The 22729-nt window shown below is 55.5% G+C and carries 25 protein-coding genes; 13 read left to right on the forward strand and 12 right to left on the reverse strand.

Translation table 11 applies throughout. The features are described from left to right. The coding region (locus AC4FIA_RS12800) for an acyl-CoA dehydrogenase family protein (RefSeq protein ID WP_490366182.1) at positions 1–455 on the reverse strand (455 nt) is incomplete at its 3' end. 398 nt (positions 456–853) lie between these two features. Here AC4FIA_RS12800 and AC4FIA_RS12805 point away from each other — a divergent pair. After that, a complete protein-coding gene (locus tag AC4FIA_RS12805; protein WP_490366183.1) occupies positions 854–1555 on the forward strand; it encodes a DUF4145 domain-containing protein in 702 nt (233 codons plus the stop codon). Positions 1556–1845: 290 nt separating this feature from the next. Here the strand turns inward: AC4FIA_RS12805 and AC4FIA_RS12810 are convergent, their stop codons facing one another. Beyond that, positions 1846–3345, reverse strand: coding sequence for a CoA-acylating methylmalonate-semialdehyde dehydrogenase (locus AC4FIA_RS12810; RefSeq protein WP_287475959.1), 1500 nt, complete (start codon positions 3343–3345; stop codon positions 1846–1848). Between the two features lie 105 nt (positions 3346–3450). On the opposite strand from AC4FIA_RS12810, the gene AC4FIA_RS12815 reads away from it, so the two are divergent. The 3 genes from AC4FIA_RS12815 (at position 3451) to coaD (ending at position 5410) form a co-directional block, all read left to right on the forward strand. After that, complete coding sequence (locus AC4FIA_RS12815; RefSeq protein ID WP_103909940.1) at positions 3451–4344, forward strand: LysR family transcriptional regulator; 894 nt, start codon at positions 3451–3453, stop codon at positions 4342–4344. A gap of 61 nt (positions 4345–4405) precedes the next feature. Next, the gene (locus AC4FIA_RS12820; protein ID WP_103909939.1) at positions 4406–4843 is read left to right on the forward strand and encodes a CBS domain-containing protein; all 438 of its coding nucleotides are present in this window, start codon (positions 4406–4408) and stop codon (positions 4841–4843) included. A gap of 72 nt (positions 4844–4915) precedes the next feature. After that, positions 4916–5410, forward strand: a complete 495-nt coding sequence (gene coaD / locus AC4FIA_RS12825) for a pantetheine-phosphate adenylyltransferase (RefSeq protein ID WP_490366184.1) — start codon at positions 4916–4918, stop codon at positions 5408–5410. Here coaD and AC4FIA_RS12830 read toward each other — a convergent pair. The 4 genes from AC4FIA_RS12830 to gap (AC4FIA_RS12845) form a co-directional block, all read right to left on the reverse strand. Beyond that, positions 5401–5556, reverse strand: a complete 156-nt coding sequence (locus tag AC4FIA_RS12830) for a hypothetical protein (protein ID WP_490366185.1) — start codon at positions 5554–5556, stop codon at positions 5401–5403. The two genes, coaD and AC4FIA_RS12830, sit on opposite strands and share 10 nt — an antisense overlap. Before the next feature lie 185 nt (positions 5557–5741). After that, positions 5742–6743 (reverse strand): type I glyceraldehyde-3-phosphate dehydrogenase, encoded by a 1002-nt coding sequence (gap, locus tag AC4FIA_RS12835; protein WP_490366186.1) that lies wholly within the window; start codon positions 6741–6743, stop codon positions 5742–5744. Between the two features lie 95 nt (positions 6744–6838). Then, the gene (locus AC4FIA_RS12840; protein WP_287475968.1) at positions 6839–6982 is read right to left on the reverse strand and encodes a hypothetical protein; all 144 of its coding nucleotides are present in this window, start codon (positions 6980–6982) and stop codon (positions 6839–6841) included. A gap of 142 nt (positions 6983–7124) precedes the next feature. Further along, positions 7125–8129: a type I glyceraldehyde-3-phosphate dehydrogenase gene (gap, locus tag AC4FIA_RS12845; protein WP_103909936.1), complete on the reverse strand. Its 1005-nt coding sequence runs from the start codon at positions 8127–8129 to the stop codon at positions 7125–7127. Positions 8130–8540: 411 nt separating this feature from the next. Between gap (AC4FIA_RS12845) and AC4FIA_RS12850 the strand changes: the two genes are divergently transcribed. Next, complete coding sequence (locus tag AC4FIA_RS12850; protein ID WP_490366187.1) at positions 8541–9509, forward strand: DUF808 domain-containing protein; 969 nt, start codon at positions 8541–8543, stop codon at positions 9507–9509. Here AC4FIA_RS12850 and AC4FIA_RS12855 read toward each other — a convergent pair whose 3' ends face one another. Both AC4FIA_RS12855 and tkt read right to left on the reverse strand, forming a co-directional pair. Next, a complete protein-coding gene (locus tag AC4FIA_RS12855; protein WP_490366188.1) occupies positions 9510–10691 on the reverse strand; it encodes a PQQ-dependent sugar dehydrogenase in 1182 nt (393 codons plus the stop codon). 154 nt (positions 10692–10845) lie between these two features. Then, positions 10846–12861 carry a transketolase gene (gene tkt / locus AC4FIA_RS12860; protein WP_490366189.1) on the reverse strand — a complete coding sequence of 672 codons (2016 nt, stop codon included), beginning with the start codon at positions 12859–12861 and terminating at the stop codon, positions 10846–10848. A gap of 212 nt (positions 12862–13073) precedes the next feature. Here tkt and AC4FIA_RS12865 point away from each other — a divergent pair, with 212 nt between their 5' ends. Beyond that, the gene (locus AC4FIA_RS12865; RefSeq protein WP_287475973.1) at positions 13074–13583 is read left to right on the forward strand and encodes a hypothetical protein; all 510 of its coding nucleotides are present in this window, start codon (positions 13074–13076) and stop codon (positions 13581–13583) included. After that, the gene (locus tag AC4FIA_RS12870; RefSeq protein ID WP_103909931.1) at positions 13583–13975 is read left to right on the forward strand and encodes a cell division protein ZapA; all 393 of its coding nucleotides are present in this window, start codon (positions 13583–13585) and stop codon (positions 13973–13975) included. The genes AC4FIA_RS12865 and AC4FIA_RS12870 overlap by 1 nt, the downstream gene beginning before the upstream one ends. 64 nt (positions 13976–14039) lie before the next feature. On the opposite strand, the gene grxD is transcribed toward AC4FIA_RS12870, so the two are convergent. The 3 genes from grxD to xth form a co-directional block, all read right to left on the reverse strand. After that, on the reverse strand, positions 14040–14402 hold the full coding sequence (grxD, locus tag AC4FIA_RS12875; RefSeq protein WP_287475975.1) for a Grx4 family monothiol glutaredoxin: 363 nt from the start codon (positions 14400–14402) through the stop codon (positions 14040–14042). A 140-nt stretch (positions 14403–14542) separates the two neighbouring features. Continuing rightward, a complete protein-coding gene (locus AC4FIA_RS12880; RefSeq protein ID WP_103909929.1) occupies positions 14543–14779 on the reverse strand; it encodes a BolA/IbaG family iron-sulfur metabolism protein in 237 nt (78 codons plus the stop codon). Between the two features lie 76 nt (positions 14780–14855). Beyond that, a complete protein-coding gene (xth, locus tag AC4FIA_RS12885; RefSeq protein ID WP_490366190.1) occupies positions 14856–15638 on the reverse strand; it encodes an exodeoxyribonuclease III in 783 nt (260 codons plus the stop codon). A gap of 348 nt (positions 15639–15986) precedes the next feature. Here xth and AC4FIA_RS12890 point away from each other — a divergent pair, with 348 nt between their 5' ends. From AC4FIA_RS12890 to AC4FIA_RS12900, 3 genes are read left to right on the forward strand one after another with little or no spacing between them, the layout of a single operon-like run. After that, positions 15987–16370: a hypothetical protein gene (locus tag AC4FIA_RS12890; protein WP_490366191.1), complete on the forward strand. Its 384-nt coding sequence runs from the start codon at positions 15987–15989 to the stop codon at positions 16368–16370. Then, positions 16349–17515 carry a DUF6902 family protein gene (locus AC4FIA_RS12895; RefSeq protein ID WP_490366192.1) on the forward strand — a complete coding sequence of 389 codons (1167 nt, stop codon included), beginning with the start codon at positions 16349–16351 and terminating at the stop codon, positions 17513–17515. Before AC4FIA_RS12890 ends, AC4FIA_RS12895 begins: the two co-directional genes overlap by 22 nt. After that, the gene (locus AC4FIA_RS12900) at positions 17512–18405 is read left to right on the forward strand and encodes a DMT family transporter (RefSeq protein WP_490366193.1); all 894 of its coding nucleotides are present in this window, start codon (positions 17512–17514) and stop codon (positions 18403–18405) included. Before AC4FIA_RS12895 ends, AC4FIA_RS12900 begins: the two co-directional genes overlap by 4 nt. Before the next feature lie 6 nt (positions 18406–18411). On the opposite strand, the gene AC4FIA_RS12905 is transcribed toward AC4FIA_RS12900, so the two are convergent. After that, positions 18412–18735 (reverse strand): HesB/IscA family protein, encoded by a 324-nt coding sequence (locus tag AC4FIA_RS12905; RefSeq protein WP_103910324.1) that lies wholly within the window; start codon positions 18733–18735, stop codon positions 18412–18414. 193 nt (positions 18736–18928) lie between these two features. Here AC4FIA_RS12905 and AC4FIA_RS12910 point away from each other — a divergent pair, with 193 nt between their 5' ends. The 3 genes from AC4FIA_RS12910 to AC4FIA_RS12920 all read left to right on the forward strand — a co-directional run bounded on the left by AC4FIA_RS12910 (position 18929) and on the right by AC4FIA_RS12920 (position 22689). Next, positions 18929–20089, forward strand: a complete 1161-nt coding sequence (locus AC4FIA_RS12910; RefSeq protein ID WP_490366194.1) for a deoxyguanosinetriphosphate triphosphohydrolase — start codon at positions 18929–18931, stop codon at positions 20087–20089. Between the two features lie 80 nt (positions 20090–20169). Further along, the gene (locus AC4FIA_RS12915) at positions 20170–20805 is read left to right on the forward strand and encodes a Rossmann-fold NAD(P)-binding domain-containing protein (protein ID WP_490366195.1); all 636 of its coding nucleotides are present in this window, start codon (positions 20170–20172) and stop codon (positions 20803–20805) included. Positions 20806–20874: 69 nt separating this feature from the next. Further along, the gene (locus AC4FIA_RS12920) at positions 20875–22689 is read left to right on the forward strand and encodes a cation:proton antiporter (protein ID WP_490366196.1); all 1815 of its coding nucleotides are present in this window, start codon (positions 20875–20877) and stop codon (positions 22687–22689) included. Positions 22690–22729: the final 40 nt, after the last annotated feature.

The following is a 22729-nucleotide window of genomic DNA, read 5'->3' on the forward strand; positions in this document are numbered from 1 at the left end:
GTTCCGTTCAGCGTGTAGCCTTCGTTCGTGCGGTCTGCGCGGGTTTTCAGTGCGGCTGCGTCCGAGCCCGATCCCGGTTCGGTCAGACAGTAGCTCAGCACCTTTTCCATGCTGATCGCATCGGGCAGCAGACGCGCCTTCATTTCGTCAGATCCGAACTTGTCGATCATGCCTGCACACATGTTGTGGATCGACAGGAATGCCGCAACGGACGGGCAGGCCATCGACAGCGCTTCAAAGATCAGGGTGCAGTCCAGGCGCGACAGGCCAGCGCCGTCGTTTTCCTCGGATACGATCAGCCCGCCAAAGCCGAGTTCGGCCAGTTGCGGCCATAGCTCTTTCGGGATGGTTCCGTCTTTTTCCCACTGCTGGGCATGGGGTGCGATGTGTTCCTGACCGAACGCATAAGCCATGTCGAAAATAGCCTGCTGGTCATCACCGAGCGCAAAATCCATCGGCTCCTCCTCCGTTGGAAAGTGTCTGAACGTTTGTTCATTTTTTGGCAGGGTTTTGAGGCCTTGGCAATATCCGGAATGCAAAATGATTTTGCGAGGATGCGTCACAATCGAATGGCGCGCGCAAATTGTATTGGTCAGCTATGTGAGACAAAGCAGCCAATGCAGATTAGGCCGTCAACGACCGATCCCAGCCCTTTTGGGGCCTTCATTCTGCAATTGCATCGGATAGCTAGACTGAGCCGCGCAGCGCAACTCTGGACGGAGCCCACCGGGGCGCTCAACTCGTGTTTTAGGTGCAGGACTTTGTTCTGGCTGGAAAAATAAGATGGCACAGAGTCCTGTGCCGGTTTAAAAAACAGAAACGGAATGCAGCGCTGATCTTTTGGAATGAAATTATGACGGAAAAGAAATTCGAAAAAGGACATTGCCCAGAGTGCGGCGCTGAACGTGCTGATGTGGTCGCACAGCACAAAGAGGAATACGACTACGGCGGCATATATGGCGCAACCTATTATTCGATTCTCGAGTGTGGCGGGTGTGGCCATCACTATTTCAAAACACTGAGTTGGAACTCGGAAGATCTCGACCATGAACACAACCCAATCACGGGTGAGTGTGACACAATAGCTCACGAACGAATTGCCTTCTGGCCTCCGGCTGCAAAGCGGCGTCGGCCAGAGTGGGCCGATGAGATCGGCTTTGAGGACCGGGTTCTGGGGTCGTTGTTCGATGATGTCTATACCGCGCTAAGCAATAATCTGGGGGTTCTTGCTGCCATCGGCATGAGGACGGTATTTGACCGGGCTTCTGAATTGCTCAAAATTGACCCGGCCAAGACGTTTCAACAAAAGCTTAATGAGTTGAAGGCTGGCGATCACATCACAGAAAAGGAAAAGGCAGTTCTCGGCGCGTTGATTGACGCCGGGAGCGCAGCGGCGCATCGAGGCTGGCAGCCAAAGCCTAAGCAACTCGATGCCATGATGACCATTCTCGAAGCCTTTCTGCATCGCGCTTTCCTGCTTGAGGATATTGGAGCCGAACTCGGCAAGGGCGTTCCTAAGCGACAACCCAAGGGCACGAAGGGAAAGAGCACTTAGAGCCCAGCAGAACGCGGTTAGGCGGGATGGGGCATGGACTAGGTGCGAGGATCGAGACAGGCGGCGCTCGCCTTTCAATCGTTCCTGATTTTGTAAGCTCCGCTATCTGTGCAACGCGGCCATTGGGTGAGAATGCAGCATCCGGCCTTTGGCCTCAAAGAAGACCTAGGCTGTGCGCCACCCATGAGGTGGTGTGAAGGATGCAAATGACCAACACGGTTGGCTGACAACCCCAAAGAAAAAGCCCGCAGGATGACCTGCGGGCTTTCTGTTTCCGTTTTTGAACCGCATCAGTCCATGGCTTTGAAGTTGAACTCGCCGCCTTCTTTGATGCCCGAGAACCAACGCGCCGTGACGGTTTTGGTCTTGGTGTAGAAGCGGAAGGCGTCGGGGCCGTATTGGTTCAGGTCACCGAATGCCGATTTCTTCCAGCCGCCAAAGGTGTGGTAGCTCAGCGGAACAGGGATCGGGAAGTTGATGCCGACCATGCCGACGTTCACGCGGTGCGCAAAGTCACGGGCTGTGTCGCCATCCGCTGTGTAGATCGCGGTGCCGTTGCCATAGGGGTTGTCGATGATCAGGTTCAGCGCGTCCTCATATGTGTCCGCACGAACCTGGCTCAGAACCGGACCAAAGATTTCTTCTTTGTAGATGTCCATGTCAGGCGTGACATTGTCGAAGAAGGACGGGCCAACAAAGAAGCCGTCTTCGTAACCCTGAAGCTGGAAGCCACGACCGTCGATCAGCAGGTCCGCACCTTGTTCGACGCCCGAATCGATCAGGCCTTCGATGCGCTGTTTTGCAGCCGCTGTGATGACGGGGCCGTAGTCGACTTCTTCGTCAGCAGTGTAGGGGCCGACTTTCAGCTTTTCGATGCGCGGCGTCAGTTTTTCAACCAGCTTGTCGGCTGTTTCCTTCCCAACCGGAACCGCAACCGAAATCGCCATGCAACGTTCGCCAGCCGCGCCAAAGCCCGCGCCGACCAGGGCGTCCGCAGCTTTGTCCAGATCGGCGTCCGGCATGATGATCATGTGGTTCTTTGCACCGCCGAAGCACTGCGCGCGTTTGCCGTTCGATGCCGCGCGGCCATAGATATACTGCGCGATCGGGGTCGAGCCGACAAAACCGACAGCTGCGATGGTTTCGTTGTCGAGGATCGCGTCAACGGCTTCTTTGTCGCCGTTCACAACCTGCAGAATACCATCGGGCAGGCCCGCTTCTTTCAGAAGTTCGGCCAGACGCAGCGATGTGGACGGGCAGCGTTCGGACGGCTTCAGGATCATGGCGTTACCGGACACGATCGCGGGGGCCATTTTCCACAGCGGGATCATTGCGGGGAAGTTGAACGGCGTGATGCCGGCCACAACACCCAGCGGCTGACGCATGGAGTAGAGGTCAATGCCGGGGCCGCCGTCATCGGTGAACTCGCCCTTCAGCATGTGCGGCGCGCCCATGCAGACTTCGACCACTTCCAGACCACGCTGAACGTCACCACGGCCATCGGGCAGGGTTTTACCGTGCTCGCGGCTGACCAGCTCAGCCAGTTCGTCCATATGTTCATTGATCAGGGCGCCGAACTTCATCATGACGCGTGCACGACGCTGGGGGTTGGTTGCGCCCCATGCTTTCTGTGCTTCTTCCGCTTTCGCGATAGCCGCGTTCATTTCTTCTACGGTTGCCAGTGGCACCTTGGCCTGAACCTCGCCGGTGGCGGGGTTGAAGACTTCTGTGAAACGGCCGGACGTGCCTTTGACGTGCTCACCGTTGATGTAGTGGGTCAGTTCGGTCATCGAGTTTCTCCTCTCTCGGAATTGACACAAATAATAGTCTTGCGAATTTGCCCGATACAGAGGCAAGTTTTCAAAAAGGTTTTGCGAAAATGCGGGGGTGTGATCATGGACAGCTGGGACGACATGCGAGTGTTTCTTTCGGTGGCGCGGAACGAAAGTCTGTCAGGGGCCGGACGTGTTCTGAAACTGGATCCGGCAACGGTTGGTCGACGCGTCGCGCGGCTTGAGGAAAATTTCGGAACGCCTTTGTTCATCAAAAGCCCCCAAGGCTACGCATTGACCGAAGCAGGTTTGCGTCTTTTGCGGCATGCGGAAGAGGCCGAACAAGCGATGACTGCGGCCAACGAGGATGTGGCAGGTCGGTCCGAAGGTCTGTCGGGGCAGATTCGAATTGGTGCGCCTGATGGCTGTGCAAACTTCGTTCTGCCGCAGGTATGTTCTGCAATTGTCGAACAAAATCCCGACCTTGATGTGCAAATCGTGTCCCTTCCGCGGGTCGTCAATCTGTCCAAGCGAGAGGCCGATCTTGCCGTCGCGGTCAGTGCGCCCACGGCAGGTCGCCTGACGGTCCAAAAGATCACCGACTATAAACTGCATCTTGCCGCCAGCCGCGGCTATTTGCGGAACGCGCCGCCGATCACGTCGTTGGACGATTTGGCGGGCCACAAATTGATTGGCTACATTCCGGATATGATTTTTGACAAGGAATTGGACTACTTAGCGGACTTGGGCGTTGAGCGTGTCCGCTTGGCATCGAACTCGGTCATGGTTCAGTTTCAGTGGATTTTGGGCAATGCGGGGATGGGTATCGTGCATGATTTTGCATTGGCCGGGATCAACCGTTTGACCAAGATCCTGCCCGAAGAATTGTCGCTTACCCGGAGCTTCTATCTGGTGCGCCATGCGGATGATCGGCGTCTTGATCGCCTGAACCGTTTCTCGGAATTGCTGAGCGAGGGCATACGAAAGGAGGTGCTGCGCCTTGAAGGTCTGTCTTGACAGATAGGTGCGGCAATACGACGCTGTAAGGACAGTGCAATGACAAAAGGAGGAATTTGTCGTGCAGGTCCAACATATCTTGAAAAATAAAGCAGATGATGGCGTTGTCACTGTATCCCCGACGACTTTGCTGCGTGATGCGGCCAAAATTCTGGCTGAACGGCGCATCGGTACGGTGGTCGTTTCCGAAGATGGTGAAACGGCGGTCGGGATTTTGTCAGAACGTGACATCGTTCGCGTTCTGTCCATGCGCGGCGCAAGCTGCCTTGATGCTCAGGTCGACGAATATATGACCCGCAACCTTCAAACATGTGCCCGTGGTGACAGTGCGGACGATGTTTTGCGTCGTATGACCGAAGGTCGTTTCCGTCACATGCCGGTTCTTGAAGAGGGGCGTCTGGTCGGTCTAATCACCATCGGTGATGCGGTCAAAGCGCGCCTGACAGAATTGGCGATGGAAAAGGATGCACTTGAAGGAATGCTGACCAACAATTGGTAAAGGGTTCATTTCTCGGTTGCATCTGGTCGGGTAATATTGTTGCGTGCGCCGGATAACTACGGAGGTCCGGCCATGCGAACAGGTCTTTATCCCGGAACTTTTGACCCGATTACAAAGGGTCACATCGATATCATTCGTCGCGCCACATCGCTGGTGGATCGTCTGGTGATCGGTGTTGCCATCAACCGCGATAAGGGCCCGCTGTTCACGCTTGATGAACGGGTTGCAATGATCGAGGCCGAGTGTGTGAAGCTTTCGGAGCAGACGGATACCGAGATCGTGGTTCATCCGTTCGAAAACCTGCTTGTACACTGCGCCCACGATGTTGGAGCATCGGTGATCGTTCGTGGGCTGCGTGCGGTTTCGGATTTCGAGTATGAGTTTCAGATGGTCGGCATGAACCGTGCGCTGGACGACTCAATCGAAACCGTGTTCCTGATGGCAGAAGCCCGCCATCAGGCGATTGCGTCAAAACTGGTAAAAGAGGTTGCCCGTCTTGGCGGCGACATTTCAAACTTCGTGTCGCCCGAGGTACAATCAGCGCTGATCAAACGCCTTCACCCGTAAATCGCGCGGAAGGCGATTTCTTTTTCACAGCCATAGACTTCAAGGTCGAGCGCCACGCGCTGCGGCATCGCGCGCAGTTCAGCCAGTGTTTTGCGATAGGCAAGATGTTTTGCCAGACGGGATTGAAGAGAAGTCAAAGTCGCCATTTCGGATGCTCCTAGAAAATGCGTCTCCCATGATTGCTATATTGGGCATGCTGCGCCGCAGCACAAATGACGGTTTTACGGATCGGGCATGCGTTTTTTGCAATTCTCGACACCGCAGCTAAGTGCCGTAAACGAAAACAGCAGGCCGATGGCCTGCTGCGTTGAGTGTGTCTATCTGATTGAAATCAGATGAATTTCGCCATCGCAACAGCGGTGTCCGCCATGCGGTTCGAAAAGCCCCATTCGTTGTCGTACCAGCTGAGGATACGGACAAAGTTGCCGTCCATGACCTTGGTCTGGTCTGTGGCAAAGATCGACGAATGCGGATCGTGGTTAAAGTCCATGCTGACCAGCTTGGAGTCTGTCACGCCCAGAATGCCTTTTAGCGGGCCTTCTGCTGCCGCGTGGATCGCCGCATTGATTTCTTCGGCTGTCACGTCACGGCCAGCTTCGAAAGTCAGGTCAACCACGGACACGTTCGGGGTGGGAACGCGGATAGCCACGCCGTCCAGCTTGCCGTTCAGTTCGGGAAGAACCAGACCAACGGCCTTGGCCGCACCTGTGGATGTCGGGATCATGGACAGGGCAGCAGCGCGGGCGCGATACAGATCTTTGTGCATGGTATCCAGCGTCGGCTGGTCGCCTGTGTAGCTGTGGATCGTTGTCATGAACCCGCGCGTGATACCGAACGCGTCGTTCAGAACCTTTGCGACGGGGGACAGGCAGTTTGTGGTGCAGGATGCGTTGGAAACAACCAAATCATCTGCCGTCAGCGTATCATCGTTCACGCCGTAAACGATGGTCTTGTCTGCCTCAGAGCAAGGCGCCGAAACCAGAACGCGCTTGGATCCGTTTTCCAGATGTAGGGCTGCTTTTTCCTTGGATGTGAAAATGCCGGTGCATTCCATCACAACGTCAACATCACCCCAGGGCAGTTCTTTGGGATCGCGAATGGCGGTTACGCGGATCGGGCCGCGGCCAACATCGATCGAGTCTTCGCCGACTTTAACCTCAACAGGGAAGCGGCCGTGAACGCTGTCGTATTGCAGAAGGTGTGCGTTTGTTTCGACCGGGCCCAAGTCGTTGATAGCGACGACTTCGACATCCGTGCGGCCGGATTCAATGATGGCGCGCAGAACGTTACGTCCGATGCGGCCAAAGCCGTTGATGGCTACCTTAACAGTCATAGGTGTGTGTCTCCGGGAGTTAGCGATACCGTTACCGCTAACAACCAAAGGCAAGCAATAAAGTCAAGCTGGCGCGTTGTCTGAATGTCAGATTGTTAACGCCAAACAGCGACCCAATCCAAAAGGTCGATGCCTTTTTTGGCAAGAAACAGAAGGTGTTCGGGTCCGTAAAACAGATAATCCGCACCGATCGCCAGAAGCAGGCCAATTCCCAGATAAACCGCAATCGTGTTCGTCATACTCGTCTTCTGCCTGTTGCCCCTGATGGTTGTCTTTTGATGCCAGAGCCCACGCCCTAAGTCACGACCGGAATTTGCCCAAGAAAAAAGCCGCCCCGAACATATCGGAGCGGCCTTTGGAATTCGTTTAAAGCGAAAGCGCTTAGTGCAGTGTGCGACCCATCGCGGCTGCGACGTCTGCCATACGGGCAGAGAAGCCCCATTCGTTGTCGTACCATGCCAGAACACGCACCAGACGCTTGCCGCTGACCTTGGTCTGGTCGGGTGCGAAGATGGACGATGCGGTGGTGTGGTTGAAGTCGATGGAAACCTTCGGCTCGGGATCGTAATCCAGAACCATGCCCATGTGGCCACCGGCAGCTTCGGCAACGATGCTGTTCACGTCGTCAACGGTCACGTCTTTGCCAGCGACAAATGTCAGGTCAACAGCGGAAACGTTCGGCGTAGGGACGCGCATCGCGGTGCCGTCCAGCTTGCCCTTTAGGTTCGGCAGAACCTCGCCCAGTGCTTTGGCGGCACCTGTGGACGTCGGGATCATCGCCATCGCAGCTGCGCGGGCGCGGTACAGGTCTTTGTGACGACGGTCCAGCGTCGGCTGGTCGCCTGTGTAGCTGTGGATCGTTGTCATCAGTCCGGATTCGATGCCGATGGCTTCGTCCAGAACCTTGGCCAGCGGTGCGAGGCAATTCGTTGTGCAAGAGCCGTTGGACACCATGTTGTCTTCGGCTGTCAGGCTGCGGTGGTTCACACCGTAAACGACAGTGCGCTGAACGTTCGACGCGGGCGCCGAGATCAGAACTTTCTTCGCGCCACGTTCAAGGTGGATCGCGGATTTCTTGCCGTCGTTGAAGTTGCCTGTGCATTCCAGAACAACATCACAACCGGACCAGTCCAGTTCTTCGGGATTATAGGTCGAGAACATCTGCATCGGGCCGCGGCCCAGATCCATTGTGTCGCCCGAAACCTTGACCTCACCGGGGAAACGGCCATGAACGCTGTCATAGCGCAGCAGGTGTGCGGATGTTTCCAGCGGTCCTGTTGCGTTGATTTTGACAACCTGCACATCGTTGCGTGCGCTTTCGGCGATATGAGCCAAAGTGCAGCGACCGATGCGGCCAAATCCGTTAATCCCAACTGTGACGGTCATGGAGGAATTCCTTCACTGGTTTGCTTGAGCGCTGTCTACAGTTCGGGGGGCGTTTGCGCAAAGGATAAAAGCTATATTTGACAATGTGTTAGCGATAACTTGGGGTGGTTTTGGGCTGATTGCGCTAACGCCCGAGCCGGTTTTGCGCTAACACGATTTCCCGTTTGCGCTCACTTTGATGTTCGGCGACTCGGTCTTGGGGGCGTAATTAGTGGGCGCTGAGAAAACCAAACGAATTTCCCCCATGACCGCGATCTCTTTACGCACTATGTCGTAACATCTGGCCAGAGGGCGCCGAAAGTCGCGGAGTAAGCGGGCTTTTGCGCTTGCGTGGTTGGAAGGGGCCGTTAGGCTCGGGCTAACTTTGTATTTGGCTGGAAACGGCCAAGCATATGATTTGGGGGCATTAAGATGAGTGGTTTGTTTGCGCTTTTGGACGACGTGGCAGGCATTGCCAAAGTCGCCGCCGCATCCGTAGACGATGTGGCGACACAAGCGCTTAAGGCGGGGTCGAAGGCCGCAGGTGCGGTGATCGACGACGCGGCCGTGACGCCGAAATACGTGCACGGCTTTCATCCGGCTCGTGAACTGCCAATTATCTGGAAGATTGCGCGCGGGTCCTTCATCAACAAACTGGTGATCCTGCTTCCCGTCGGGCTTATACTGTCTAACTTTGCGCCTTGGGCAATCTGGCCTCTGCTTTTGTTGGGCGGTTTGTATTTGTGTTTCGAAGGCGCAGAAAAGCTGTTCCATGCGTTTTTCCACCATGAAGAAAATGGCCGGAGCCCCGAAGAAAAGGTGCTGTCTGAGCAGCACCTTGAAAAATCCAAAGTCGAAGGGGCGATCAAGACCGACTTCATCCTGTCCGCGGAAATCATGACCATCGCTTTGTCGGCAATTCCGCAATCCACCTTTTGGATGGAGGCCGCAACCTTGGCGGCTGTGGCCATTCTGATCACCGTGGCGGTTTACGGAGTTGTGGCTTTGATCGTCAAAATGGATGACGTCGGCCTGTGGATGGCCGAGGTCGGCAGAACATCGGTGACACGCAAGCTCGGCATGGCGATTGTAAAATTCATGCCGCACCTTCTGAAGCTTCTGACCATTGTCGGTACCGCTGCAATGCTGTGGGTTGGTGGATCGATTATCGTGCATAGCGTTGCGATGATGGGCTGGCATTTGCCCGAGGAAGTGATCCATCACGCGGCAGAGGCGGTGGCACAGGGCGTACCTGCCGATTGGCAGGCCGCCGTTCAGTGGATCGTGACCGCCGCGATTGATGGTGTGCTGGGCATTGTTCTGGGATTCATCATGATCCCGATCGGAACCAAGATTGTTGGTCCGATCTGGGGCATGTTTTCGAAAAAGTCCGACGCGTAATCACTTCGGGCTTAGGCGCACCAGCTGACCGTTGGGGTTAGCATCGATCAGGGCGAGAATTGTCCCGTCCTGATCCTGCACCAGATCACGGACACGTCCGATACCGGTGACCAGCCGCTCTTCTTCTGTCACGCGATTACCATCAATGGACAGGCGCACCACGCCACCGGGGTTGAGCGACCCGATCAGAACATCGTTCTTCCATGCTCCAAATGCGCTGCCGGTGTAGGTCAACATGCCTGCGGGCGCGATTACCGGATCCCAGAAGTAGACGGGCTGTTCGAGGCCATCTGCGGCGGCTTTGCCAGAGCCGACAGACGAGCCATTGTAATTCTCGCCATACGAAATGATGGGCCAGCCATAGTTCTTTCCCGCTTCGATCCGGTTCAGTTCGTCGCCGCCTGCAGGTCCGTGTTCAATCGTCCAGAGCATGCCATCACGGAACATTGCACCTTGGATATTGCGATGGCCGAGCGAATAGATTTCAGGGCGTGCGCCGCTCGTTGACGTGTAGGGATTTCGAACAGGCACAGTCCCATCGATGTTGACGCGTACTGTCTTGCCAAAGGTGCTGTCCAGATCCTGTGCCTTCCGGCGATTGGTCAGGGAAAAGCGTTCGCCGGTGGTGACAAAAATGGTGTCGTTATCTTCGAACACAACGCGGCTGCCAAAGTGCATGTGCTGGCTGACGGCCGGAGTTTGCACAAACACATCGCGCAGGTCATCAATCCGGTTTTCTGCAATGTCGTAGGTGCCGCAAGCAGCGGCTGTTGCGCTTCCGTCGATCCCAATCGGTTTAGCATAGCTGAGGCAAACTACGCCGCTTTGTGCAAAATCTGGGGCCAGCGTGATGTCTAACAATCCACCCTGACGTTCGGCTTTGACCGCAGGTACACCGTCGATTTGTGTCTTGCTGCCGTCGGGGCCGATTTTCCACAACGTTCCGGTACGTTCGGTAACCAGATAGCCGCTGCCATCGGGCAGAACATCGACACCCCAAGGGTTTTCCAGCCCCGATGCAATCGCGGCGACAGCAGGCTTAATCCCGCTGTCGGTCAAAGGCGCGCGTGTTTGTTCGGGAAAGGCGGGGGCGAAATCGGTGTTCCGATCACCCCATTCCCACGGGTCGGCAAGGGCAGGGGTTGCGGCAATGGCGCAAAGGGTCAGGATGGTTTTGAACATCAAAGGCTCCTGTACAAAATGGTTTGGTTAGAATGTGGGGCGTAGGAACGATTTGGCATCTCAATTATTTGTCAGCACGCGCCTTTTCGCGTCCATAAAATGAAAAAGCCCCGAACCGAAGTTCGGGGCCATCTCATTTCAAATGCCGGATCGATTACAGCAGCGCTTTGACCTGCTCGACGATCGCATCGGCTGTGATGCCAAAGTGTTCGTACAGTTCCTCGGCCGGTGCAGATGCGCCAAAGCCCTTCATGCCGACAAAGCCGGCTTTCTGGTACTTGCCGCGCTCGCCGCACAGCCATTTGTCCCAGCCCATCTGAGCGCCAGCTTCGACAGCGACGCGAACAGGGCCAGCAGGCAGAACGCGCTTGCGGTAGGCTTCATCCTGCTGTTCGAACAGTTCCATGCAGGGCATGGACACAACGCGCGTACCGATGCCTTCGGCCTGCAGTTTTTCACGGGCTTCCAATGCCAGAGACACTTCGGAGCCAGTCGCCATGATGATCGCCTGACGTTTGCCTTCGGCATCGGCCAGAACGTAGGCACCTTGTTCGACCAGGTTCTTCGCTTTGTTTTCCTTGCGCACGGCCGGCAGGTTCTGACGGGATAGCACCAGAACCGACGGTGTCGATTTCTGTGTCAGTGCCAGTTCCCATGCTTCCGCTGTTTCAACAGTGTCAGCAGGGCGGAATGTCAGCGTGTTCGGGGTTGCGCGGCAGATTGCCAGATGCTCGACCGGCTGGTGTGTTGGGCCGTCTTCGCCCAGACCGATGGAGTCGTGGGTCATGACAAACACCGAAGGCACCTTTTGCAGCGCGGCCAGACGCATCGCAGGACGCGCGTAGTCGGTGAAGCAGAAGAATGTACCGCCGTAGGGGCGGATACCGCCGTGCAGCGCCATACCGTTCATCGCTGCGGCCATACCGTGTTCACGGATGCCGTAGTAGACGTAGCGACCTTTGCGGTTCTCGATGTCGAAGATGCCCAGATCGGCAGTCTTGGTGTTGTTGGAACCAGTCAGGTCAGCCGAGCCACCGATGGTTTCCGGCATGATGGGGTTCACGACCTCAAGCACCATTTCCGAGCTTTTGCGCGAAGCGACTTTGGGCTGTGTTTCGACCAGTTGCTTTTTCAGCGCGCGGATCGTGCCAGCCAATTTCTTGGGTGCTTCACCTGCCATTGTGCGTGCGAACTCTGCCTGACGGGATGCAGACATCGCTTCTAGACGGGTTTCCCATTCTTCACGGTCTGCTGCACCACGGCTGCCGATCGCTTCCCACTGGGATTTGATGTCGGCGGGCACTTCGAACGGGCCGGTTGTCCAGCCGTAGGCGGCTTTCGCTGCTGCCATCTGGTCTGCGTCTGTCAGCGCGCCGTGGCCTTTGGACGTGTCCTGAGCAGCGTGGCCAAGCGCAATGTGCGTTTTGCACGCGATCATCGACGGCTTGCCTGCAGCCTTGGCCGCTGTGATTGCCGCGTCGATGGCTTCGGGATCGTGACCGTCGATTTCCTGCACGTGCCAGCCCGATGCCTTAAAGCGTGCGACCTGATCAGTGCGGTCAGAGATGTCGACCGTGCCGTCGATGGTGATGTTGTTGTTGTCCCAGAAGACGATCAGCTTGGACAGTTGCTGACGACCTGCCAGTGCGATGGCTTCTTGGCTGACGCCTTCCATCAAACAACCATCACCGGCGATGACATATGTATAGTGATCGACCAGCTTCTTGGTGAAGCGGGCGCGCAGTGCTTCTTCGGCCATGGCGAAACCAACAGACATCGCGATGCCCTGACCCAGCGGGCCTGTTGTGGTCTCGATGCCTTTGGCAAGGAAGTTTTCCGGGTGACCGGCTGTCTTCGCGCCCAGCTGACGGAAGTTTTTGACCTCATCCAGCGTGATCTCTGGGTCGCCTGTCAGATACAGCAGCGAATAGATCAGCATCGAGCCGTGGCCCGCAGACAGGATAAAGCGGTCACGGTCGTGCCAGTCGGGGCGGGCTGCGTCGAACTTCAGGTGCTTTCCAAACAGCACTGTTGCAACGTCTGCCATGCCGATGGGCATGCCCGAGTGGCCGGAATTCGCCGCTGCTACTGCATCCAGTGTCAGCGCGCGGATGGCCGCGGCTTTGTTCCAGTGTTCGGGGTTCTTGGCTTTGAGCGCTTCGATATCCACGAGATCGTCCTTTGTCGCGAAGGTTTTCAAACCCGCTCATACCAGCGTTAGGGGGAAGATCAAGCGTGCCCCTTAAGCGCTTGACATATAAGGGGGCGCATTTTTGCATCCGGCTTGTTACAATTTGTCGTAACAGGGGTCTGATGATTCGCGTGCGTATCGTTGTAAGAGCACCCTGAAAATGAATTTTTGTGAGGGCATAAAGCAGACCCATGACCGAAATCGAAGAGTTTGAACGGCGGATCAACGCCGCGCTCGACCGGATCGCTTATCAGGTCGAAACTTTCGGGGATAGTTCGCCGGTTACCGCGCCTGCGGGGAATGACAGCAGCGAAGACATCGAAAAGCTGAAGTCGGACCTTGCGGATGAACGTCTTGCCAACGAACAGTTAGAAGAGCGTGTAAAGGCTATTCGTGACCGTCAGGAAAGCCAGGTGTCCGAGCTTCAGGCACAAGTCGCGGGCTTCAAGGCATCTATCGGTGACCTGGACGCAGAGCTTCAGCGTCTGCGCCATGCAAACGATCAATTGACGGCAAACAACGCCGAACTTCGCGAAGCGCTTGAGAAAAACGTCAGTGAACCACATCTGATCAATCGCGCGATGTTGGCCGAACTGGAAGGTCTGCGCGCTGCGCGGAGTGCTGATCGCGCTGAAACCCAGACATTGATCGATACACTGGAACCATTGCTGGCCGCTGCCGCACAAGAGGAGAGCGCCTGATGCCCGAAGTCGAAATCTTGATTGGGGGTCGTAGCTTTAGTGTGGCCTGTCAGGAAGGCGAAGAGCAGTACCTGTATTCTGCCGCGCATATTCTGGATGGCGAAGCGCAGGTTCTGGTCGACCAGATCGGTCGTATGCCTGAATCGCGACTTTTGTTGATGGCGGGCCTGATGCTGGCGGATAAAACCGGCGGTCTGGAAGACAAACTCAAGGCGGCAGAGGCCGAGTTGGCGACTGCGCGAAAAATGATTGGCGATCTGGAAAACCGTCCGGCACCCGATCCGGAACGTGTCGAAGTGCCCGTGCTGCCTGCAGGCGTGTCCGAGACGATGGCAGAGATTGCCGCGCGGACAGAAGCGCTAGCGACCGAACTGGAAGAAAAAGCGGGCTAGCAGAGTTTGCTAAGCACAAAAAAACGCCCGCGGTTTCGCGGGCGTTTTTTTTATTTCGATCAGATCAAGCGTTTGCTTCGCGGATCTTGTCGGCTGCTTCTTTGTCAAAGCTGACACCGTTTTCATCAAACAGCGTGTCCAGTTCGCCAGACAGAGTCATTTCGGTGATGATATCGCAGCCGCCGACGAATTCGCCTTTGACGTAAAGCTGCGGGATCGTCGGCCAATCCGAGAAATCCTTGATGCCCTGACGGATTTCTTCGTCAGCCAGAACGTTCACATCGGCGAAATCAACGCCCATGTAGTTCAGGACACCGGCAACACGGCTGGAAAAGCCGCACTGGGGCATGGATTTCGTGCCCTTCATGTAAAGAACAACGTCGTTGCCTTTGATGGTTTCTTCGATCCGAGACTTTGCATCAGTCATCGTGTTTCTCCGTATGGTCTGTGCGCTTTGGGCCGGTTTTCATATAGGGGCGCAGCGCGCCGTATGTGATCAAACCAACCAAAGCGAGTGATCCTAGAATGGGCCAGGTGTTTGCCAGAAAATCCGCCACACCCGTTCCTTTAGTCTGGCGCTTTTGTTGTCAGGGCCAGTGCGTGTAGTTCGGCATTTGCCCCGTCCATTTTGCCTTTCAGCGCTGCAAAGACAGCGCGCTGCTGCTGGACACGGTTCTTACCACGGAAGCTTTCGTCAACGACCATGGCAGACATGTGAACACCATCGCTGCCTTCGACAATGATTTTGGCATCGGGGAAGGATTCGCGCAGAAGATCTTCGATCTCTTGGGCATGCATCGGCATTTAGTGGCTCCGCGTATTTTGTTTAAGAATATGTAGGACGGCTAACGATAGGGCGCAAGCCGTCGCTCGGGATGTGTCATGCGGCAAGTTCGACCAGAACCGGTACGTGATCAGACGGTTTGTCCATCGCGCGGGCATCCTTGTCGATATAACAATCAGACAAAAGATCGGCGCAGGACGGCGTCAAAAGGAAATGGTCGATGCGGATGCCGTTGTTCCGCTGCCATGCGCCCGCCTGATAATCCCAAAAGGAATAGTGCCCCGGTCCTTGGGTGCGGGCACGGAATGCTTCGGTAAAGCCAAGGTTCAGAATACGGCGGAACGCTTCACGCGTTTCAGGCATGAACAATGCGTCGTCGCGCCAGCTGTCGGGCTTGGCCGCGTCTTCGGCTTGGGGGATGACGTTATAATCGCCAGCCATCAGGGCAGGGGTTTCGTCTGCCAAAAGCTGTTTGGCACGCTCTTCCAGCCGTTTCATCCACGCCAGTTTGTAATCGTATTTGGGGCCGGGTGCCGGATTGCCGTTGGGTAGATACAGGCCGCACAAACGGACAGCATGCGTTTCGCCCATGACGGTCGCTTCGATCCAACGGGCCTGTTCATCGCTGTCGTCACCGGGAAGCCCGCGCGTCACATCTTCTAGGGGAAGCTTTGACAGGATCGCGACGCCATTAAACGATTTCTGTCCGTGCGTTTCGACCTGATAGCCCATATCTTCGAAGTGTTCTCGTGGAAACGCTTCGTCGACAGATTTGATTTCCTGCAGCAGGGCAACATCCGGCTGCGCCTCTTCAAGCCATTTTGTCAGAGTTTCGATCCGGGCCTTGATGCCGTTGATATTGAACGTGGCGATTTTCATACCGTCCCCTTTTGGCTTGTTCGTATATCGCGCCAAGAGCGTTGGATGTGCAAGTCAAAGACCGTTTTGGGCCCGAAAATCGCAGCTATGTGACGGTGATTCTGTGATGTGTTTCTCGGAAACTTCCGTTTTCCCTGTAATCTCGGAAAATTTTTCAAAAAAATCTTTGGTTTGTGGATAACTTTTGAATCTTCTCATTCGTCGCAATTTGGTCAAAAGTATTTATGTGGATATCCTGTGGATAAGCCAGTCAGTACCGTTTAGGTTGAAAAAAGTACTTAACAAACACGGATAACGTGCAATCCTGATCTTACTCAAAATCTCGCCAACAGAGGGGAATGTAAGATCATGATGACACAGCAAAAAATCACTGCGGTCGAAGTTTTTCAGGACGCCGTAATCGGATCCAAAGTGACACGCCAAAACAGCGTGTCTGCGATCGACGGTATGGCCGTCGAAATGTTCACATCCTGGTCAGGACCAGCAGACAGCGACGCTACGATGGGCGACGCGGTCGAGATGTTTACCTCTTGGTCGGGTCCAACGGGATCCGAGACCAAGCAAGGTGATGCCGTGGAAATGTTCACATCGTGGTCTGGCCCTGCTGGCACAAACACGACGCAGGGCGACGCGGTCGAGATGTTTACATCTTGGTCCGGTCCCGCTGGCACAGCGATCAAGCAGGGCGATGCTGTCGAAATGTTCACATCATGGTCGGGCCCGCGCTCGTAAGCGCTGCCAACTTCGAAACTGGACTGGGGCGGAACGTTATTTCGTCGAACATTAACAGGAAAAAACACATGACAAATGTTCTTCAACTCAACATTCCGCCCCGTGTTCGCCCATTGAATCAACGTCTTAGCCTTCTGCTGGACAGCTTTTGCAACCACCGCCGTTCTGGCGACGATGTGTTCTGGCTTAAGGAAAATGCAGAAATTCTTAATATTTTGGAAACGTCCCGAACGGAGGCGCCAGATAATATTTGCGAAATCTACGGCGCGTTTTACGCGGAGATCGAACAGCGCTTTGCGTTCTTTCCACAATATTATCGGTTTCTGTTGTCCATATTGCTGGATCTAGAAGATCTGGGAATGAAAGGCACCAAGGGCGAGGCAATGGTTGATTGGGCTATCAAGCAGAACCTTGCAGGTGGGGAACTGTCCGATCTGCAACGAATGGAGGCCCGACGCCTGATGGCGCGCCGCGGGTTTGACCCGCTGGGTGATGACGCAGGTTTAGAACACCGGTTGCGGCGTTTTATCGGGAATTCACGTATATTCTCGGTGCCGAACAAGAAGGCTGCGTATGAATTGACACATACCGTCTTCTACCTAAGCGAATATGGTCGCAGCGATCCAGCGCTGGATCAGGGCGCCTGCGACAGCCTGCACTTCGCGGGGCTGATGGCCTATCTCGAACAGAATGCCGATCTGTTGGCCGAGATCTGTATTGCGATGAATTTTGCGAAAATCGAACCGCCAAAAGTCTGGACACAGTGGCTGTTCCATGAAAAACTTTCGTATAGGTTGTTCTGTGGGGGTGATGTGCGCGTTCAGGATGATTACCACGAATTCCTGATGTGCCACTGGTATCAGGCGCTATCAGGCGAAGCCGTCTTTGATGCGTCCATCCCGCAGGGTCGCGTACGTTTTGAACGGTCAGCAACGCGGACAGCGCCTTTGCGCGAGATGTCCGAATACATGTTGCGCCACACACATAACCGGACGGGCAATTGGCACAAAATGCGTGGCCCGATCGAAAACGAAATTTCAAGGGAAGCGGCCGACGTTTTGAATACGGCCGCACAATCGAGCGATCGGTTTGAAGCATTTTTTGAGGGGTTTGCACGGGCAGACCACGTTGGAGCGATGACATGAATCTGACGGCAACGGCGGCAATAGGGGCGATCTGCGTCGTCATTTATACCCTTGTGATCGCAGGGGCAGACGGGATCACCAAACATTTCGCCGGTGCCTATGCGGCGCCACAGTTGTTCTGCTTGTCCGCTGGCTTGGTCCTGTTGCTTTGCTTTGGTGCGAACATGGTCAAGCCGCACGAACCCCACTTTCTGGTCACCCGTTTCAAAGGGGCGATGCTGCTGCGGTCTATTCTGACGGTCGTTTCGGCGGTCTGCTTTTTCCAGGCATTTCGCCTTTTGCCGTTTGCAGACGTCTTCTTGTTCATGGGCCTCGTACCCGTCATGGCCGCTGTCATGAGTGGGCCGATTTTGGGCGAACATATTCGGCCCCAAGCGTGGATCGCCTTGGGAATTGGTGTAACGGGCATTCTGTTCTTGATGCCTGATGGTCCGACCTCGGCGCAGTCCGGCCATTTCTGGGCGATTGGAGCCACAACGACGGGCACCGCGTCCATGGTTTTGGCACGGTTTATCGGGCGGGATGAACAGAACTATCTGGCGCAGGTGTTCTATCCGAACCTTGCGATTTTCATCACAATGGCCATCGCGCTTCCGTTTGTATGGCGACCGATGGAATTGACAGATGTGGCGTTTGTTGCGCTTTACGCATTGGCATTGTTCGTTGCGCGCTGGCTGTCTGTTGTCGCGCTTCGCTTGCTGCCCGCATATGTCGCGACACCATTGATGAACCTTCAGTTCGTCTGGATGGTACTGATCGGGTTTGTCTTCTTTTCGGAATTACCCAGCATCGCCACCGTTATCGGTGTCGCTTTGGTGATGATGTCGGCAATCTGGTTGGTACTAAGCGAAAGTTCAGACCGGGATATCATGGATACCTCGACGGCCTGACACCGTTCACATCGAAAAGCTTGTTCCGCAGCCGCAGGATGAAGTGGCGTTCGGGTTTTCGATGACAAATCGCGCACCAATCAGTTCATCGGTAAAGTCGATCACCGCGTTTTCCAGAAATGGCAACGAAACTGAATCCACCACGACCTTTTGGCCTTGGCCTTCCAAAACCAGATCGTCGTCCGCCGGTGCGTCGAGTTTGATATCATACTGGAACCCGGAACACCCGCCGCCTTCCACTGCAACACGCAGGGCCTGTCCCTGATCGCCTGCGCCGATTTCGGCAAGGCGGGCAAAGGCGCGTTCGGTCACTTTCGGGGGCAATTGCATGATCATCGTCCGATTATCTGTCTTGGTCTAGATATGTCCGGCAATATGGCCTGTTTCAAGAGGCGCGGTCATTCATTGCCATGAACTTCGTGGAAATGGGAGTTTTTTAGCATTGTTCAGGGCTTGTTCACGTTGCTTCATCGAAAAACGGGCGTTTATGTGCGCAAAACAGCAGAAATGAGCCTGCAACCCTATGACACTATCCTGCGCCTGTACCCCTGACGTTTCCCGCGGACGTTTATATCCCGAAGACGAAAGTGCCTTTCGATCCTGCTATCAGCGGGACCGCGACAGGATTATCCACGCGTCGGCCTTTCGCCGGCTAAAGCACAAAACGCAGGTCTTTGTGGAACACGAAGGCGATTTTTATCGCACACGGCTGACCCATTCGATCGAGGTGGCGCAGGTTGCGCGTACCATCGCGAATGCCTTGGGGCTGAACACGGACATCACCGAAGCTGTCGCCTTGGCCCATGATCTGGGCCACACGCCGTTCGGACACACCGGCGAAGATGCGCTTGATCTTTTGATGAAGCCTTACGGAGGGTTTGACCACAACGCTCAGGCGCTGCGGATCGTGACGTCGTTGGAACGCCACTACGCGGGCTTTGACGGTCTGAACCTGACATGGGCCACGCTGGAAGGGATCGCCAAGCATAACGGTCCGGTCGAAGGGCCGCTGCCCTATGCATTGGAGGAATATAACGCCGTCCACGATCTGGAACTTCATACGCACGCCAGCGCCGAGGCGCAGGTGGCGGCGCTGTCAGACGATATTGCCTATAACAACCACGATCTGCACGACGGGCTGCGTGCAGATTTGTTTACGGTCGCTGATATTCAGGATCTGCCGCTGGTCCGCGAAGCGTTTGAAGAGGTTGATCGCGAATGGCCGGGATTGGACGCGTATCGTCGACGTCACGAAGGGTTGCGCCGTGTTTTCGGTGTGATGGTCGCGGACGTGATTGACACCTCTCGCGATAATCTGATCAACGCCGGTGCGGGCTCTGCGCAGGAGTTGCGGGATTTGGGGCGGCCTGTGATCGCGTTTTCTTCCGATATGTGGGCCAAGCTGAAGGTCATCCGCGCCTTTCTGTTCGAACGTATGTATCGTGCCCCGTCTGTCGTTGTTCAGCGCGAAAAAGTGACCCATGTGGTGAACACGCTGTTCCCGATCTATATGGATCAACCGAACCTTTTGCCGTCCCGTTGGCAGGCGGACATTGAAGCGGCACAGAATGATACCGAACTTGCACGCCTTGTTTCGGATTATGTATCAGGCATGACTGATCGCTTTGCACTTCAGGCGTATTCCGACCTTACGGGGAAGGATATATTGCACGATCAGACCTAAAACCCCTTTCCATTTCGACTTAGTGCAATAGTCTCAATCTCAGGTTCAGGTTTTTATGTTTCGCGGTTTGGTGGGGCGATTTGCTGGGATTAAGCGCTTTTAAGGGCAAAACAATTTTCTGTTTGTCGGCCTCTCATCCAATTGGTCAGCAGCTGTCCGTAAGGCTTGCCCATTTGGGTGCAACCGTAGTCGCGTTGGATTCCAACAATGACGTTCTGATGCTGCTGGCTTCTAAAAATGCCGCGCGCATCGAACCTTTGGCGATGAACTGGTCGCTGGCTTCGAACATTGACATCCTGCGCAATGCCTGGGGCACAGAACCGATCCATGGCGTTTTCGATTTTTCCTGGCTTGTCCGGAAACCAACGCAATACGCGTTGCCAGCAATTCAAAAGACAGAAAATCTGATTGGCGCCTTATCTGCCGGCCTGACAGTCGGGCAGGGGACAGTGGTTTTGGGAATGCCATCGGATAAATCGGACGACGATGTGGGTGTGCGGGCGATCAATGCCGGATTTCATCATATCGTTCCCCAAATCGCCAATGCGCTGCCCAAAATCCGGCTTATGGGCTGTATTTGCCCCAATCATGCGGACCCGAATGAAACGGAGCTGACTCAGATTACAGACGCGCTGATGATGTTATGTCACCCGATTGCGCGAAGCTTTGCTTCGGGCCAGATCATCAATTTGTTGGGTGCGACCAAAAATAGCTAACTCTTTTCTCGGAACTAAACCGCTTTCCGGTATGTTCACCTCCATATAAAACGACGGGGACGTAAATTAATGGCTGTAAGTGGCAGTGGTGGCTTGGATCCTGTTACCGCGATTGCGTTGGTAGGTGCTTTGGGTATCGGATCTCAGTGGTTGGCATGGCGTCTACGGATGCCTGCGATTGTTCTGATGTTGGCCGCCGGATTGATCGTCGGGCCAGGGCTTGGTCTTTTGGACCCATCGGAAAGCTTTGGTGACCTGCTGCAACCCATCGTGTCGATCGCTGTTGCGATCATTCTTTTCGAAGGTGGTCTCAGTCTGAAATTCCACGAGCTGAAGGACGCGGCCAAAGGCGTGCGGCGTCTGGTGATTGTGGGCGCGCCGCTTGGGTGGTTGGCGTCTGCACTGGCGCTGCATTACGTCGCTGGCTTGTCCTGGTCTACATCCGCGGTCTTCGGCGGCATTATGATTGTGACCGGACCCACAGTGATTGCACCGCTCTTGCGTCAGGCGCGGCTGCGTAGGCGTCCGGCGGCATTGCTGAATTGGGAAGCCATCGTAAACGATCCAGTAGGGGCCTTGGCCGCTGTACTCGCGTTCGAGGTGGTTCTTGTCCTGCAAACGGCAACTGGCGTCGGTGACGCCGTCTGGCAGTTGGCCGTCGGCATTATCTCAGCCTCGATCATTGGTGTTGTGGCTGGGTGGGGTCTTGCAAGGGCGTTTTCGCGCGGTCACGTTCCCGAATACATGAAGGTGCCCCTGCTGTTTGTCGGTGTGATCGCCGTCTTTACCGCATCGGATCGCATCCTGCACGAAGCGGGGCTTTTGGCCGTCACGCTGATGGGCCTGTTTATCGCAAACGTCGAATTGCCGTCTTACACAGAGCTGCGTCGTTTCAAGGAGCAAGCCACCGTGATGTTGGTGTCCGGCGTCTTTATTCTGCTTGCCGCGAATATGGATCGCGAAACGCTGATGTCTCTTGACGTGAACGCGCTGCTGTTTGTTCTGGCGGTGGTGTTTATTGCCCGTCCGGTTGCCGTTCTGCTGTCACTGGCCTTTTCTGATGTTCCCAGAGCGGAACGCTTCCTGATCGCATTTACGGGCCCGCGCGGTGTCGTGCTTGTCGCTGTGGCCGGTCTGTTCGGTCAGCGTCTTGCCGCAGTCGGGATCGAGGACGGGGCGCAAATGGGTCCGTTGGCCTTTGCGTTGGTCGCGGCATCGGTAGTGCTGCATGGCTTTACCTTGTCGCCGGTCGCGCGCTTCTTGGGCCTGACCGCAGCGGATCGACCCGGTGTTCTGATTGTAGGCAGCTCGACATGGTCGGTTCAGCTGGCAAAGGCGCTGGAAAAGCTGGACCTGCCTGTGATCGTATCCGATCCCAATCACGCCCATCTGCGCACTGCGCGCGAAGCGGGCGTCGAGGTGTTCTTTGGCGATATCCTGTCCGAGGTCGCGGAAGACCGGCTTGAACTGGTTCGCTACGAACAGGTGATCGCCGCGACAGACAACGATGCCTACAACACGCTGGTCGCAACCGACCTTGGGCCGGAGTTCGGTCGCGACAAGGTGCATCAGATCAAACGCGTGAAGCACGGCGCGCGTTATGCGCTGCCCGCCACATTGGGTGGCCGTCCGCTTGGGGTGGATGAAACCTATTTCGACCTGAACGAACGTATCCGCAATGGTTGGGAATTCCGCGTGACCAAACTGTCCGAGGAATTCACGTTGGAAGACTGGCGCGAAATCAATCCGGACTCGGTCATCATTGCTGAATTCGGATCGCAAGGCGTTTTGCGTTTTCTTGAACCTGACATGAAGCCTCAGGGCACCAATAGTGCCCAGTTAGTGGTGTTCGGTCCCCAGCGCGAAGAGCGGAAAGACGTCTAGTCGTTGACCTTACCGGATGCCGTGTTAAGACGCGGGCCGA

This window comes from Thalassococcus sp., assembly GCF_982780845.1.